The organism is Bradyrhizobium sp. USDA 4541 (assembly GCF_024171085.1).
Taxonomy (GTDB): Bacteria; Pseudomonadota; Alphaproteobacteria; order Rhizobiales; family Xanthobacteraceae; genus Bradyrhizobium; species Bradyrhizobium australafricanum.
Window position 1 is genome coordinate 8,141,685 of the sequence record NZ_JALJZF010000001.1, and the last position, 13,771, is coordinate 8,155,455.

The following is a 13,771-nucleotide window of genomic DNA, read 5'->3' on the forward strand; positions in this document are numbered from 1 at the left end:
CGGCACCCGGCTTACGGAGCAACGAAAAATGGGAATGGGACGCCCCCGCGCTTTCGACGCGGACGCCGCTTTGGACCAGGCCATGGATGTGTTCTGGCGCCATGGTTACGAGGGCGCGACGATCGCGCAGCTCACCGAGGCGATGAGCATCAATCCGCCGAGCCTCTACGCCGCCTTTGGCAGCAAGGAGGGTCTGCTGAAGGCCGCGCTCGACCGCTACACCGAGAAGCGCGACGCCTGGATGGAAAAGGTTTTGGGCGCCGCCACCGCCCGAGAGGTGGCCGAACGATTTCTGATGGAGCACGCGGACGCCCAGACCGATCCCGCCAACCCGCCCGGCTGCCTGCTGGTGCAGGGCGGCCTTGCCTGCGGCACCGGCTCGGAGAATGTTCCATTTGAACTGGCAGCGCGCCGCACCCGAACGGAGGACCAATTGCACGAGCGTTTTGTCCGCGCGAAGGCCGAACGCGACCTGGGCGAAAGCGCCGATCCGGCCACCCTTGCCCGCTATCTCTCCGCGGTGACATCAGGCATGTGCGTGATGGCTTCCTCGGGCGCCGACCGCAACGCGCTGCGCGAGATTGCAGCGGTGTCGCTGAAGGCGTTTGATGAGCAGGCGAAGGGTTAAAGCGGTTGAAGGGGTAGAGCGGTTCACGTCAAGCGCCTGCGGCCCCAACGACGTTGGGAGTGACCGGCGATGAAGCATTGGACCGGCTGGCTGCCGGGTCTCACCACGCTGCGTCGATATCAAGCGGCGTGGCTCCCACACGACATCGTCGCCGGGCTGGTGCTCGCGACCATGCTGGTCCCGGTCGGCATCGCCTATGCGGAGGCGTCCGGCCTGCCCGGCATCTACGGGCTCTATGCGACGATCATCCCGCTGCTCGTCTACGCGCTGTTCGGGCCGAGCCGCATCCTTGTCCTTGGGCCGGACTCGGCGCTTGCGGCCATCATCCTCGGCGTCGTCGCTCCGCTGTCTGGCGGCGATCCGATGCGTGCGGCAACCCTGGCCGCCATGATGGCGGTGGTCTCCGGGACGATATGCATCGTCGCGGGTATCGCGCGGCTGGGATTCCTGACCGAGCTTCTCTCCAAGCCGATCCGCTACGGCTACATGAACGGCATTGCCCTGACCGTGCTGATCAGCCAGCTGCCAAAGCTGTTCGGCTTTTCCATTGAAGGTGATGGACCTCTGCGCAGCCTCTGGGCGGTCATCGGAGCAATCGTCGACGGAAAGACGAATTGGGCGACCCTCGGGATCGGCCTTGCGACGCTGGCGGTGATCCTGCTGCTAGCCCGGAACAAGCGGTTGCCCGGCATTCTCATTGCCGTCGTCGCCGCGACGGTCGTCACCGGGGTTCTCGATCTCGGGGCCCGCTTCGGCGTGACGGTCCTGGGTTCGCTTCCCCAGGGCTTGCCGGGATTTGCCATTCCCCGGATCGGCTATGGCGACATCGTGCAGGTGCTGATCGGCGGCTGCGCCGTCGCGCTGGTGTCGTTCGCCGATACCAGCGTCCTGTCGCGCGCCTATGCAGGACGATTGGGCGATCGCGTTGATCCCAACCAGGAGATGGTGGGGCTCGGCGCGGCCAATCTGGCGGCCGGCTTCTTTCAGGGTTTTCCGATCAGCAGCAGCGGATCGCGAACGCCCGTTGCGGAAGCTGCCGGAGCGCGCACGCAATTGACCAGCGTCATCGGCGCGCTGGCCATCGCCTTCCTGCTGCTGATAGCGCCGAATTTGCTGCAGCACTTGCCCAACGCAGCATTGGCGGCCGTCGTCATCGCCGCTGCGCTCGGCCTGTTTGAGATCGGCGACCTCAGGCGAATCTACCGCATTCAGCAGTGGGAGTTTTGGCTATCGATGGTCTGCTTTGTCGGCGTGGCCGTGCTGGGCGTGATCCCCGGAATAGGCCTCGCCATCGTGCTCGCGATCGTCGAATTCCTGTGGGACGGCTGGCGGCCGCATTCCGCCGTGCTGGGCCGCGCCTCCGGCGTGAAGGGCTATCACGACATCACGCGATACCCGGACGCGCGCCAGATCCCCGGCTTGGTGCTGTTCCGGTGGGATGCGCCGCTGTTCTTTGCCAATGCCGAGTTCTTCAAGGAACGCGCGCTGGATGCCGTGGCGAAATCCCCGACGCCGGTGCGCTGGCTGGTGGTCACGGCCGAGCCGGTCACCAGCGTGGACGTGACCGCCGGCGACATTCTCGCCGAGCTCGACGAGGCATTGCATGCACAGAAGATCGAGCTGTGCTTTGCCGAGCTCAAGGATCCCGTCAAGGACAAGCTGAAGAAATTTGGCCTGCTGGCGCAACTTGGCGAAAACAACTTCTTCCCGACCATCGGCGTCGCCGTTGCGCGCTACCTCGAGATCAATGCTGACGTGACCTGGGAGGACTGGGAAGACCGCGTCGCCGAGGCCTAAAGCGCGATGGGTTCAATCGTCAGCGCGCTATAGCGCTTTTGTTTGAGCATGATCTCCGCGCAAACGCTTCGCGTTTGTCGCAGGGAAAACCGCTTCGCACTTTTCCGGATCATGCTTCCCAGCCGTCCGGGCGCATCACCACATCGTCTGTCGCGCGCGCTCCGGCCATTCCCGATCGTATTTTTCGCCGCCGACCGTGTGCTCGCTCATCTCGGCGAGGATCTGGCCCGGCGTCGGCAAGACCTTCGGATCGACCCGCTTGTCCGGATTCCAGAGATCGGAGCGCACGATCGCGCGCGCACACTGGAAATAGATCTCCTCCACATGCATCACGATCACCGTGCGCGGTGCCTTGCCTTCCATCATGAAGGAGGCGAGCAGCTCCGGCTCGGCCGTGACATAAGCGCGGCCGTTGACGCGCAGCGTGCTGCCTGAGCCCGGAATCAGGAACAGCAAGCCGACGCGAGGATCGCGAACGATGTTGCGCAGCGAATCGCAGCGATTGTTGCCGCGGCGATCCGGCATCATCAGCGTCTTCGCATCATGGATGCGCACGAAGCCCGGCAGGTCGCCGCGCGGCGAGCAATCGAGCCCTTCGGGGCCTGCGGTCGCAAGCGACACGAACGGCGACTTCTCGATGAGCACACGATAGAGCGGCGTCACGTGATCGGCGACCTTCACGGTCGACGCGTCGTTCGGGAAGCCGTAGATCGCCTCAAGCTGCTCGACCGTTTCGATCACCGACATTCGTGCCGTTCTCCTATGGTTGCTAGTCGTCCCAGCGTTCGCCCTTGATGATGCGGACAAGCTGTCGCGCATGATAGTCGGCGGTGCCGGAATTGACGATGGTGAAATCGGGCGTCGACGTGCCCTCGTCGACGGTGCGGGCCAGCCGCCGCTCGAGAAGGCCGTCGCTGCTGCGCGCCCGCATCGCGAGCCGCGCGGCCAGCACATCCGGCGGCGCCGTGACCAGCACCACGACAGCATTGGCATAGTTGCGGCGCGCCGCGGCGATCACGGTGCGCGAGACGTTCGCGATCACGGTGCGCCCGGCGCCGATATCGTCGTTGATCGACCGCGACAGCGCGTAGCGATGGCCGTGCGCTTCCCAGTGCATGGCGTAGTCGCCGGCGGCTACCGCGCGCTGGAAGCTCTCCGCGCTGACCTCCTCATTGTCCTCCGACGCCGAGGCCTGGCGGGTGATCAGCCGGCGCGGAAACACGACATCGCGATCATCGCCACAGGCCGCCTTGGCGAACCCCAGCAGCGTATCCTTGCCGGCGCCGCTCGGGCCGACCACCAGGATCAGCCGGCCGGGACCGATTCCGGCGCGCCGATCGGCGACGACGGATGCATCGGTCATGCGACCCTCCCTCCCTCGCGCCAGACGCTGCGCACGACAGGCAGATCGCGCGCAACGTGCACGCGGATCAGGTCGGCGCGCCGGCCGACCGCGATCTCGCCGCGGTCGGTGAGCCCGACCGCTTCGGCCGGCGTCTTGGTCACGGTGCGCACGGCGGAAGCGAGATCGATCGCCGGCACATGCCGCGGCAGCTGCAGCGCCGCCATCAAAAGGCTGGACGGGATGTAGTCCGACGACAGGATATCGAGCATGCCCTCATTGGCGAGATCGACGGCCGCGATGTTGCCGGAGTGCGAGCCGCCGCGCACCACATTCGGCGCGCCCATCAGGATGTCGATGCCGGCGGCGTGCAAGCCTCGCGCGGCTTCCATCGTGGTCGGGAACTCTGCCACCGCGACCTTGTCGTTGACGGCGTCGACCACGTTCTCATCCGTGGTGTCGTCATGGCTCGCCAGCGGGATCCGGTATTCATGCGCCAGCGCGACGATCGCGCGGGTGTTCGCCACCGCATATTCCTTCTGATAGGCGAAGCGCCGTGCGAACAGCACGTCGAGCTGGGCGTCGGTCATGCCGCCGCCCTTGCCGCGATAGTAGTCGCGCAGCTTGACCTCGTCGCGGAACTGGCGCTGGCCCGGCGTGTGGTCCATCAGCGACATCAGCCGCACGTCCGGCCGGTCGATCAGCTCCTTGGCCTCGGCGACCACGTCCGGCATCGGGACCTCGCAGCGCAGATGTAGGAAGTGATCGGCGCGCAGCAGATTCTCCTCGCGCGCCGCCGCGATCGCCGCCGCCAGCACGCCGGCGCGGCCGTCGACATCCTCGGCGCCGTCCTCGCGCCAGACCCGCAGCGAATCCAGCACCGTGGTGATGCCTGAGGTCGCGAGCTGCCCGTCATAGGATATCACGGCCGCGACCGGATTCCAGAACACCTTCGGCCGCGGCACATAGTGCATCTCGAGATGGTCGGTGTGCAGCTCGATCAGCCCGGGCATCAGGAGATCGCCGCCGGCATCCTCGGCGGCCTCGGGCGCCCTGCCCTCGTCGAACTCGGCGATCTTGCCATCAGCAATCGCGACCCAGCCCTGCTCGATCACGCGATCGGCGAGGACCAGCCGGGCGTTGCCGATGATGGTGTCTTGCTTGGCGGTCATTTCAAACGGTCCTTCAGGCAGCAGCCGCGAACGAGGTCACATCGACGATGCGGTCGGCAATCAGATGACGGATTTCGTCGTCATGGACAATGGCGACCATCGCGACGCCCTTGGTTTTCTTCTCCGCGATCAGCTCGACCACCACGGCGCGATTCGCCGCATCGAGCGAAGCGGTCGGCTCGTCCAGCAGCAGGATCGGCAGGTCCGAGATGAAGCCGCGCGCGATGTTGACGCGCTGCTGCTCGCCGCCGGAGAAGGTCGAGGGCGGCAAGGTCCACAGCCGCTCCGGAATGTTGAGCCGGCGCAGCAGCTGGCCGGCGCGCGCGCGGGCCTCCTCGCGCGCCACGCCGTTGACGATCAAAGGCTCGGCGACGACGTCGATCGTCGCCACCCGCGGCACGGCGCGCAGGAACTGGCTGACATAGCCGATGGTCGAGCGGCGGATGCTCAGCACCTGGCGCGGCTCGGCGGTGGCAAGGTCGACAACCATGCCGTGATGGCGGATGCCGATCCGGCCGCTGTCGCAGCGATAGTTGCCGAAGATCATCTTCAGGATGGAGGATTTTCCGGCGCCCGACGGGCCCGACAGCACCACGCACTCACCCGGATCGGCGTGGAACGAGACGCCGCGCACCACCGGCAGTTCGACGCCGCCCTGCAGATGCATGGTGAAGGTCTTCTCGGCGTTGGCAAGTTCGATCATCGCGGTCATTGGCACGCTCATGGCGGAAGAATCGAGGAAACGAGCAGCTGCGTATAGGGCTCACGCGGATCGTCGAGCACCTGGTCGGTGAGGCCGGTCTCGATGACGCGGCCGCCCTTCATCACCATCACGCGATGCGAAAGCAACCGCGCCACGGCGAGATCGTGGGTCACGACGATCGCGGCGAGCCCGAGCTCGCTGACGAGGTTGCGCATCAGGTCGAGCAGGCGGGCCTGCACCGAGACGTCGAGGCCGCCGGTCGGCTCGTCCATGAACACCAGCCGCGGCTCGGTGACGAGGTTGCGGGCGATCTGCAGCCGCTGCCGCATGCCGCCGGAATAGGTCTTTGGCGCATCGTCGATGCGGCCGGTATCGATCTCGACCCGCTCCAGCCAGGTCGACGCGGTGTCACGGATGCGGCCGTAATGATTCCAGCCGACCGCCATCAGCCGCTCGCCGACATTGGCGCCGGCCGAGACGCCCATGCGCAGCCCCTGCGCCGGGTCCTGGTGCACGAAGCCCCAGTCGGTGCGGAACAGGAAGCGCCGCTCGGCCTCGCCGAGTTCAGCGAGATCGCGCAGCACGCCGTCGCGCATCCGGTAGCACACCCGGCCCGCGCTCGGCGCGAGCTGCGCCGAGAGCAGCTGCAGCAGCGTCGACTTGCCCGAGCCGGACTCGCCGACGATCGCCAGCACCTCGCCGGGATAGAGCGCGAACGAGACGTCGCGGCAGGCGGCAAGCCGGCCGTAATTCTTGGCAAGCCCTTCGGCCACCAGCAACGGCTCGTCGTTGTCGAGGCTCGCGAGCTCAGACATGCGCCTTCTCCTTGTGCGGCGCCGCGCTCTCGGTGCCGTGATGGCCGGCGGCTTGGCGCTGCTCGCAGAAGTCCGTGTCGGAGCAGACGAACATCCGCCCGCCCTTGTCGTCGGTGACGATCTCGTCGAGATAGGAATTGTCGGCGCCGCACAGCGCGCAGGGCGCGTTGAAGCGGTAGCGCGTGAACGGGTGATCCTCGAAGTCCAGCGACACCACGGTGGTGTAGGGCGGGATCGCGTAGATGCGCTTCTCGCGGCCGGCGCCGAACAGTTGCAGCGCCGCGCAATTGTCCATCTTCGGATTGTCGAATTTCGGCGTCGGCGACGGGTCCATCACGTAGCGTGCGTTCACCTTCACCGGATAGGCGTAGGCGGTCGCGATATGGCCGAAGCGCGCGATGTCCTCGTAGAGCTTGACGTGCATCAGCCCGTATTCGGCGAGCGCGTGCATGCGCCGCGTCTCGGTCTCGCGCGGCTCGAGGAAGCGCAGCGGCTCGGGGATCGGCACCTGATAGACCAGCACCTGTCCGGCATGCAGCGACGCCTCGGGAATGCGGTGCCGGGTCTGGATCACGGTCGCGTCCGTGGTCGAGGTCGTGGTCGCGACACCCGCGGTCTTGCCGAAGAATTTGCGGATCGAGATCGCGTTGGTGGTGTCGTCCGAGCCCTGGTCGATCACCTTCAGCACGTCGTCGGGACCGAGGATCGCGGCGGTCACCTGCACGCCGCCGGTGCCCCAGCCATAGGGCATCGGCATCTCGCGGCTCGCAAACGGCACCTGATAGCCGGGGATCGCGATCGCCTTGAGGATCGCGCGGCGGATCATCCGCTTGGTCTGCTCGTCGAGATAGGCGAAATTGTACGTCGGCGCGTTCATTCCGCGGCCTCCTGCATTTCCACGGCCTCGTTGGCTTCCGCGAACTCCTGCCGCAGCTTGCGCAACAGGCCGAGCTCGGACTGGAAGTCGACATAGTGCGGCAGCTTGAGATGCTCGACAAAGCCGGTCGACTGGACATTGTCGGAGTGCGACATCACGAACTCCTCGTCCTGCGCTGGCGCCGCCGCCTCCTCGCCGAGCTCGCGCGCACGCAGCGCGCGATCGACCAGCGCCATCGACATGGTCTTGCGCTCGCTCTGCCCGAAGGCGAGGCCATAGCCGCGGGTGAAGCACGGCGCCTCGGTCGTCGAGCCCTTGAACTGGTTGACCATCTGGCACTCGGTCAATTCGATCGAGCCGAGCGGCACGGCAAAGCCCGCGTCCTCGGCGAAGAACTCGACCTCGACCTCGCCGAAGCGGATCTCGCCGGCGAAGGGGTGATTGCGGCCGTAGCCGCGCTGCGTCGAGTAGCCGAGCGCGAGCAGGAAGCCCTCATCGCCGCGCGCCAGATTCTGCAGCCGCAAATCGCGGTCGGCCGGAAAGCTCAACGGCTCGCGCGTGAGGTCGCCGACCGGCGTGTCGCAATCTGCCTGCGGCGAGGATTCGATCAGACCGTCACGGCCGAGAATGTCGGTCACCCGCGGCGTGGCGGCCTGCGAGGCCTCCGCGGTCGCCGGCTGCTCCGGCACAAAGCCTTCCGCGAGCTGCGGATCGAGCAGGCGATGGGTGTAGTCGAAGGTCGGCCCCAGGATCTGGCCGCCCGGAACGTCCTTGAAGGTCGAGGAGATCCGCCGCCGCACCTGCATCTCGCCGGTGTTGACCGGCTCGGTGGCGCCAAAGCGCGGCAGCGTGGCACGGAAGGCGCGGACCAGGAAGATCGCCTCGATCATGTCGCCGCGCGCCTGCTTGATCGCGAGCGCCGCGAGCTCGCGGTCGTAGAGCGAACCTTCGGTCATCACGCGATCGACGCCGAGCGCGAGTTGCTCGGAAATCTGTGCCAGCGTCACCTCGGGCACCTCGCGGTCGCCGCGCCGCTCATGCGCGAGCAGACGATGGGCGTTCTCGATGGCGCGCTCGCCTCCCTTGACGGCTACATACATCGCTCACACTCCGCTTGCGATCAGCCGCGTGGCGCGCGGGATCGCCACAATGGCATCGTCATGGACCAGCACGACATCGATGCCGCGCGGGAACAGGGCTTCGTTGATCGCAAGCCGCTGGAACAGGTCGCGCGGCTTGAGCATCGCCTGCAGCACGGCGCTGCCGTCGATGCCGGGTCCTTTCAGCTCGAAGGCCGGGCCCTGCGACAGGCTGTCGACCTGCAGGATCAGTGTAGTCGACCGGTCAGGATATTCGCTGCTGCCGAATGCGAAGCAATCGAGCGCCGGCAGGCTCGCGGCATCGCCGATCAAAGCGAAGCTCGCGATCGAGGAATCGGTGATCACCGGCGCGCTGGCATGGAACTTCAGCCAGCGGGCGACGTCAGGCGTCGCCGACATCGCGGCGTCGAGCCAGATCGGCGTGTCGTGATCGAACAGCGTCAGCGCGATCGCGGCCGAGCCGCGCATCATGCCGGCCGGTGTTCCGACATCAGCGGCGACGCGCTGCACGCTGCCCGGGCGCGCCATCGCATCCATCACGGAACGGAAAGTCGACTGCGCCGACAGCACCTTGTCGGCAAAGCCCGCGGGCATTTCGGCAATCGTCGTCATTGCATCATCCCTCACCGCGCACCATCGTGTAGAAATCGACCCGCGTCGCCGCGGTTTCCGCTGCTTTGCGGCCGCGTTCGGCGTTCATGGCGACGCGCAGCGGCGCGATCACCTTGGCCTCCACCTCGCCGGACAACTCCGCCGACTGCACCATGGCGTCGCACAGCGCGATCATCTGCGCCTTCCGCGCGTCGCGGCCGAGCGTGTAGCCGAAGCCGACCTCGCCGGTCGCAAGCCGCACCGCCGCGCGCGACACCGTCGCCTCGCCGAGATTGAATGGCGCACCGTCGCCGCCGATCCGCCCGCGCAGCATCACAAGGCCGTTTTCCGGCTCGCGCAGGTTCTCATGCGCGGGCACCGCGATCGCGGCCAGCCTGCCTGCGATGTCCGTAGCGGCGGCGTGCGCCAGCACCGTCATCGCGGCCTTGCGCTGGGCCTGTTTGCTGTTTGGTCCGGTCGAACTCATGGTCGAACTCATGGGCAAACCTTTGGGCAACCTTGCCTGCATCAAGTTGTCTATGATACTAGACAACTTGATAGCGGAGCGCCATGACTGTTTCGTGACAAACCAAAGATTTCTGGTATCACCGCGCCATGAGCATGCAGGAAAGTTCCGGCGTCGCCTTGTGGCGGCAGGTCGCCGACGGCATCGAGCGCGGCATCGCTGACGGTCGCTTCGCCGCCGGCGAAAAGCTGCCCGGCGAGATGGAGATCGCCGAGACGTACCGGGTCAACCGGCACACCGTGCGGCGGGCGCTCGCCGCATTGGCCGAGCGCGGCCTGGTGCGCGCGGAACGCGGTAGCGGCACCTATGTCGAAGCCCAGCGCCTCGCCTATCCCTTGCGCTCACGCACGCGATTTTCCGAGATCGTCGGCGCCGGCGGCCACGAGCCGCGCGGCCAGCTGATCGATGCGAGCAGCGATGTCGCCAACCGCGAGATCGCGCGCGAGCTCGGCCTGAAGATCGGTGCGCCGCTGATCCGGATCGAAGCGGTGCGGCTCGCCGACCGGACGCCGATCTGCGTCTCCACCACCTGGCTGTCGACCGAGCGGTTTCCCGATGCCGGCAGCGTGTTCGCCAACGTCCGCTCGATGACGAAGCTGCTCGGGCATTACGGCGTCAAGGACTACCACCGCGCCTCGACCCGGATCACCGCGGCGATCGTCGATGCGACCGACGCCGCGCGACTCGACCTGCCGCTGGGACGGCCGGTGCTGGTGGTCGACGCCACCGACGTCGACATGCTGGACCAGCCGCTGGTGACCAAGCGCTCGCGCTTCGCCGCCGAGCGCGTGGAGTTTCTGGTCGAGAACGGCTGACAATCCCCTTTGTAATCCGAACTAAACGGTCGAGCCCTGCAAGGCCCAATGTCTTGTTACACACGCCCAGGCCAGTATGAACGTTGGTCGTCGTCAGGTGCCCGATATTGCCTCGCTGCGCAACCACGGCTCATCCATGAGCCGATCGAGCACCCCAGGTAAAAGCGCGGTACGATCCACTGCCCTCCAGCGCGAGATCGACCAGCACGGTATCGCGCACTTGGCCCGCGCGTGTTTGCGGCTCCTTCAAGGACATGGCGGGCTCCGACTGGCGTGCGGCCACGTCGCGGCCGGCGAACGATAGACAAAGCGGCCATCAGCTCCTGCCGGGAAGCGGTTGCGGGAGTGGTTGCGGACGCTGGATTCCTGGCCGCCCAGGTCTCGGAGGCCGAGTGACCGGGCGGTGGCCTGGCCGGCGCCATCCGTGCCATCCCGCCGGACCACCCCAACCCATGCCGCGCCTTGAACCAAAACCACACCGATACCAACCGCCGCCGCGCCATCCCCTGCTGTACCAACAGTAGCGGTGGCCCCTCCAGGTGAATTGGACAGTTTCCGCGAGACGAAGCTCGTCGGCGGCCTGGCGCAGACCCAGCGGCGCAATGAGGCCGGCCTGCGAACGACCGCTGGTCGCCGTGTTCGCCACCGAAGCAATCCCAAGTGCTAGGCCCCATAGAAACAATTTGCGCATGATTTTCTCCCGGCTCCTGGCTGCGCGGAAGGGAAGCGACCGCGGAGCCGAACGCCGCAGCCAACCTCATCGCTGGCGATCCGCCCAAGGACCGATGCTGTTGCGCACTGATCCCCACGCAAGTCCGCAGCGTATTAGGCCGCCACAAGATCGGCGACTAGGCAGCCTTGGCCTGGGTTGCGGCTGCGAGCGCGTCGCGAAGGTGCTGCTCCTTCTTTTCATCGAGCGAGGTCGTCAGGACGATCCCTCCGGCATCCTTGATCGCATTGAGAACCTTGTCTGAGGTCATGGACTTGATCAGCAGGAACAGAACGGCATCTCCCGATTTCACCTTCGACGCGAGATCCTTCATGAACTGGTCTCTGATCCCGAAATCGGTCAGCGCACCGCTCAAAGCGCCTGCGCCGGCTCCGAGCGCCACGCCGAGAAGGGGATTCAGGAATACCATCCCCAAGAGCAGTCCCCAGAAGCTGCCACTGGCGGCGCCGGTCATGGTGGTGTTCACGAGCTGATTGAGCTTTACAGCGTCCCCGGTTTTGACTGCGATCACGGCATCGCTGATCGTGATCAGGTACTCGCTCTGAAGCTTGAGTATTTTTTGCCGAACTTCCTCTGCTTTGACTTCGGATGGGTACACGATCGCAACGAGATCTGACATTGAACACTCCCTGATGGCTCGAAGTGCTGCCCCTATTCCGCGCGTGATGCACGGCCGAAACTTAGCACAGACCCGAAAGTCTCTTGCCGCGCAATCATGCACGCAGCTTCACAATCCCGAGATGTTTTTAGCGCTCGGTGCAATTGAGTAAGCGACATTGTCGCATGTGTCTCGAACAAGGACTCGCCGCAAGCCTGTGTGCCGCGCCCTTCTGAGTTCGACCCGTGCGACCAAAAAGCCGTCGCGGGATCGGCCGGATGACAAATCCTCATCCCGTGCTGACTTCAGGGCGCCGCTGCTTTAGGTTGATTGGTTCAATTGTCGGTGCACTGCGAAGAGAGCACGCATGTCGACGGCGATCTCGGTCCTCGGTGGAGTTGGTTTGTTCCTGCTTGGCATGAGCGTCATGACCGCCGGCCTCAAGGGACTCGCCGGATCCAAATTGCGGACAGTCCTGAGCAAGGCAGCAGCGACCCCGCTATCCGGTGCGCTGTGGGGCGCCATCGTGACCTTGATCGTGCAATCGTCCAGCGCCACGACGATGACCACCATCGGTCTGGTAAGCGCGGGCGTGCTGACCTTTCCACAAGGGCTGGCCCTGGTGTTCGGTGCGAACGTCGGAACCACGGGAACCGGCTGGCTCGTTGCGCTGATCGGCGTTCGCGTCTCCCTCACGGCCGCGGCGCTCCCGATGATTTTCGTCGGCGCATTGATCAAGCTGTTGGGCGGTGGCCGTGTATCCGCAGCGGGAGCAGCCCTTGCGGGGTTCGCGCTGGTGCTGTTCGCGCTGACGACCCTGCAGCAGGGCATGGGAGGACTAGCCGAACGGTTGCACCCGGCGGACTTGCCGGCCGTTCTCGGCGCCACCTGGTGGGCCGGCTTGTACGGGGTGCTGGCGCTGGCCGTCGTCGGACTGGTGATGACCGCCGTGATGCAATCGTCGACCGCGGCTATCGCGGTGACGCTCTCGGCACACTATGCTGGAGCCATCGGCCTAGACCAGGCATGCGCACTGATCATTGGGCAGAACATCGGAACGGCGACCAGTTCCGCCATGGCGGCAATCGGCGCGAGCAGCACCGCGAAGCGATTGGCCTTGGCGTACATCCTGTTCAAGCTGATTGCGGCGGCTATTGCGCTGGTGCTCTTCCCCGTGACCATTCCCCTTCTGGTCCGCGCCTCAGACAGCATTGGTGGTGTAACGCTGCTTGCAGCCTATCACACCGCCTACAACGTCATCGGCGTCCTGGTGCTGCTGCCTGTGATCAATGGCTTTACCCGGTTCGTCGAGCGCATCCTGCCCGAACGAGGCTCACCGCTGACCAGGTGCCTGGATCCGGCAGCGCTCGCGACCCCGATCGCAACCGTCGAGGCAGTGCGACGCACGGTCGCGCGCGCGCTTGAAGCGATATGCGGATCATTGGCGACAGCACTGTCAACAGCGAGTCAGGACGCCTCCGTCCCGGCGAGACAGAACACAGTGCCAGGGGGGGAAGCTGCCTCTGCCCTGCGCCAGGCGCAGGAGTTCATGTCAGAAGTAAGTGGACCTCCTGAATCGCAGAATGAGCAGCGGCGGCTCACCAGCACGGTACATGCACTTGACCACGCGTCTCGCCTGGCCGAAACCTTCGGCGAGGAAATCGAACTCGGTCGGCTCCCCAGCGGCTCCCAGGACATGCGCGCGGTGGAACTCTGCGTGGAGGCCATGCGTAGCGCGGCATCGCTCGCCGCTGAAGTCGCTGTCGTGCCCGACGCTTCCGATTCCGCCAGAAAGATCAAGCCGAGAACAGCGCCGACGCGGTCGCACCACCCAGGGAAGGCACTCGCCACAGCCGGGACATCGACCGAGCAGGCCCTTGCGCATCTGGAACACTGCGCGAAAGCACTCGGCGAAGTGCGGAGAGACCACCGCAAGGCCACGCTCGACTCTGTGGCGGATGGAACGACGATCGCGGACGACGCAATCGCTCGCGTCGATACCGTACGGCGCCTTGAAACGCTCACGCATCACGCCTGGCGCTCCCTCGCGCATCTTCACGGTCGCAGCGCATAGTGC

General features: G+C 65.8%; 14 protein-coding genes and 1 pseudogene. 4 read left to right on the forward strand and 11 right to left on the reverse strand.

The window, feature by feature from the left end:
- Positions 1–28: 28 nt before the first annotated feature.
- Complete coding sequence (locus tag J2R80_RS38985) at positions 29–628, forward strand: TetR/AcrR family transcriptional regulator (RefSeq protein ID WP_076828997.1); 600 nt, start codon at positions 29–31, stop codon at positions 626–628.
- A 69-nt stretch (positions 629–697) separates the two neighbouring features.
- A complete protein-coding gene (locus J2R80_RS38990; protein ID WP_141341809.1) occupies positions 698–2,425 on the forward strand; it encodes a SulP family inorganic anion transporter in 1,728 nt (575 codons plus the stop codon).
- Positions 2,426–2,560: 135 nt separating this feature from the next.
- Here J2R80_RS38990 and J2R80_RS38995 read toward each other — a convergent pair whose 3' ends face one another.
- From J2R80_RS38995 to phnG, 9 genes are read right to left on the reverse strand one after another with little or no spacing between them, the layout of a single operon-like run.
- Positions 2,561–3,172: a pyridoxamine 5'-phosphate oxidase family protein gene (locus tag J2R80_RS38995; protein ID WP_057015434.1), complete on the reverse strand. Its 612-nt coding sequence runs from the start codon at positions 3,170–3,172 to the stop codon at positions 2,561–2,563.
- A gap of 22 nt (positions 3,173–3,194) precedes the next feature.
- On the reverse strand, positions 3,195–3,788 hold the full coding sequence (phnN, locus tag J2R80_RS39000) for a phosphonate metabolism protein/1,5-bisphosphokinase (PRPP-forming) PhnN (protein ID WP_057015435.1): 594 nt from the start codon (positions 3,786–3,788) through the stop codon (positions 3,195–3,197).
- Positions 3,785–4,939 (reverse strand): alpha-D-ribose 1-methylphosphonate 5-triphosphate diphosphatase, encoded by a 1,155-nt coding sequence (locus tag J2R80_RS39005; protein WP_076829001.1) that lies wholly within the window; start codon positions 4,937–4,939, stop codon positions 3,785–3,787. Before J2R80_RS39005 ends, phnN begins: the two co-directional genes overlap by 4 nt.
- 13 nt (positions 4,940–4,952) lie before the next feature.
- Positions 4,953–5,651 carry a phosphonate C-P lyase system protein PhnL gene (gene phnL / locus J2R80_RS39010; protein ID WP_057015437.1) on the reverse strand — a complete coding sequence of 233 codons (699 nt, stop codon included), beginning with the start codon at positions 5,649–5,651 and terminating at the stop codon, positions 4,953–4,955.
- An 8-nt stretch (positions 5,652–5,659) separates the two neighbouring features.
- The gene (gene phnK, locus J2R80_RS39015) at positions 5,660–6,457 is read right to left on the reverse strand and encodes a phosphonate C-P lyase system protein PhnK (RefSeq protein WP_076829003.1); all 798 of its coding nucleotides are present in this window, start codon (positions 6,455–6,457) and stop codon (positions 5,660–5,662) included.
- A complete protein-coding gene (locus tag J2R80_RS39020; RefSeq protein WP_016846424.1) occupies positions 6,450–7,334 on the reverse strand; it encodes an alpha-D-ribose 1-methylphosphonate 5-phosphate C-P-lyase PhnJ in 885 nt (294 codons plus the stop codon). Before J2R80_RS39020 ends, phnK begins: the two co-directional genes overlap by 8 nt.
- On the reverse strand, positions 7,331–8,434 hold the full coding sequence (locus J2R80_RS39025; RefSeq protein WP_057015440.1) for a carbon-phosphorus lyase complex subunit PhnI: 1,104 nt from the start codon (positions 8,432–8,434) through the stop codon (positions 7,331–7,333). Before J2R80_RS39025 ends, J2R80_RS39020 begins: the two co-directional genes overlap by 4 nt.
- A gap of 3 nt (positions 8,435–8,437) precedes the next feature.
- Positions 8,438–9,046, reverse strand: a complete 609-nt coding sequence (gene phnH / locus J2R80_RS39030; protein WP_200844544.1) for a phosphonate C-P lyase system protein PhnH — start codon at positions 9,044–9,046, stop codon at positions 8,438–8,440.
- A 4-nt stretch (positions 9,047–9,050) separates the two neighbouring features.
- Positions 9,051–9,512: a phosphonate C-P lyase system protein PhnG gene (gene phnG / locus J2R80_RS39035; protein WP_141341820.1), complete on the reverse strand. Its 462-nt coding sequence runs from the start codon at positions 9,510–9,512 to the stop codon at positions 9,051–9,053.
- Between the two features lie 128 nt (positions 9,513–9,640).
- On the opposite strand from phnG, the gene phnF reads away from it, so the two are divergent.
- Positions 9,641–10,366, forward strand: a complete 726-nt coding sequence (phnF, locus tag J2R80_RS39040) for a phosphonate metabolism transcriptional regulator PhnF (RefSeq protein WP_057015442.1) — start codon at positions 9,641–9,643, stop codon at positions 10,364–10,366.
- Between the two features lie 96 nt (positions 10,367–10,462).
- Here phnF and J2R80_RS39045 read toward each other — a convergent pair.
- Both J2R80_RS39045 and J2R80_RS39050 read right to left on the reverse strand, forming a co-directional pair.
- Positions 10,463–10,622 (reverse strand): annotated as a pseudogene (locus J2R80_RS39045) (patatin-like phospholipase family protein); the annotation flags it as partial.
- A 592-nt stretch (positions 10,623–11,214) separates the two neighbouring features.
- On the reverse strand, positions 11,215–11,715 hold the full coding sequence (locus tag J2R80_RS39050; RefSeq protein ID WP_076829007.1) for a DUF1269 domain-containing protein: 501 nt from the start codon (positions 11,713–11,715) through the stop codon (positions 11,215–11,217).
- Between the two features lie 346 nt (positions 11,716–12,061).
- Here J2R80_RS39050 and J2R80_RS39055 point away from each other — a divergent pair, with 346 nt between their 5' ends.
- Entirely contained in the window at positions 12,062–13,768 is a 1,707-nt protein-coding gene (locus tag J2R80_RS39055; RefSeq protein WP_253640460.1) for a Na/Pi cotransporter family protein, read from the forward strand.
- The last annotated feature ends 3 nt before the right edge of the window (positions 13,769–13,771 follow it).

Bases quoted from the DNA above. Each gene is read 5' to 3' on its own strand.
- J2R80_RS38985 (WP_076828997.1), top strand. From the start codon at position 29: ATGGGAATGGGACGCCCCCGCGCTTTCGACGCGGACGCCGCTTTGGAC.
- J2R80_RS38990 (WP_141341809.1), top strand. From the start codon at position 698: ATGAAGCATTGGACCGGCTGGCTGCCGGGTCTCACCACGCTGCGTCGA.
- J2R80_RS38995 (WP_057015434.1), bottom strand. From the start codon at position 3,172: ATGTCGGTGATCGAAACGGTCGAGCAGCTTGAGGCGATCTACGGCTTC.
- phnN (WP_057015435.1), bottom strand. From the start codon at position 3,788: ATGACCGATGCATCCGTCGTCGCCGATCGGCGCGCCGGAATCGGTCCC.
- J2R80_RS39005 (WP_076829001.1), bottom strand. From the start codon at position 4,939: ATGACCGCCAAGCAAGACACCATCATCGGCAACGCCCGGCTGGTCCTC.
- phnL (WP_057015437.1), bottom strand. From the start codon at position 5,651: ATGACCGCGATGATCGAACTTGCCAACGCCGAGAAGACCTTCACCATG.
- phnK (WP_076829003.1), bottom strand. From the start codon at position 6,457: ATGTCTGAGCTCGCGAGCCTCGACAACGACGAGCCGTTGCTGGTGGCC.
- J2R80_RS39020 (WP_016846424.1), bottom strand. From the start codon at position 7,334: ATGAACGCGCCGACGTACAATTTCGCCTATCTCGACGAGCAGACCAAG.
- J2R80_RS39025 (WP_057015440.1), bottom strand. From the start codon at position 8,434: ATGTATGTAGCCGTCAAGGGAGGCGAGCGCGCCATCGAGAACGCCCAT.
- phnH (WP_200844544.1), bottom strand. From the start codon at position 9,046: ATGACGACGATTGCCGAAATGCCCGCGGGCTTTGCCGACAAGGTGCTG.
- phnG (WP_141341820.1), bottom strand. From the start codon at position 9,512: ATGAGTTCGACCGGACCAAACAGCAAACAGGCCCAGCGCAAGGCCGCG.
- phnF (WP_057015442.1), top strand. From the start codon at position 9,641: ATGAGCATGCAGGAAAGTTCCGGCGTCGCCTTGTGGCGGCAGGTCGCC.
- J2R80_RS39050 (WP_076829007.1), bottom strand. From the start codon at position 11,715: ATGTCAGATCTCGTTGCGATCGTGTACCCATCCGAAGTCAAAGCAGAG.
- J2R80_RS39055 (WP_253640460.1), top strand. From the start codon at position 12,062: ATGTCGACGGCGATCTCGGTCCTCGGTGGAGTTGGTTTGTTCCTGCTT.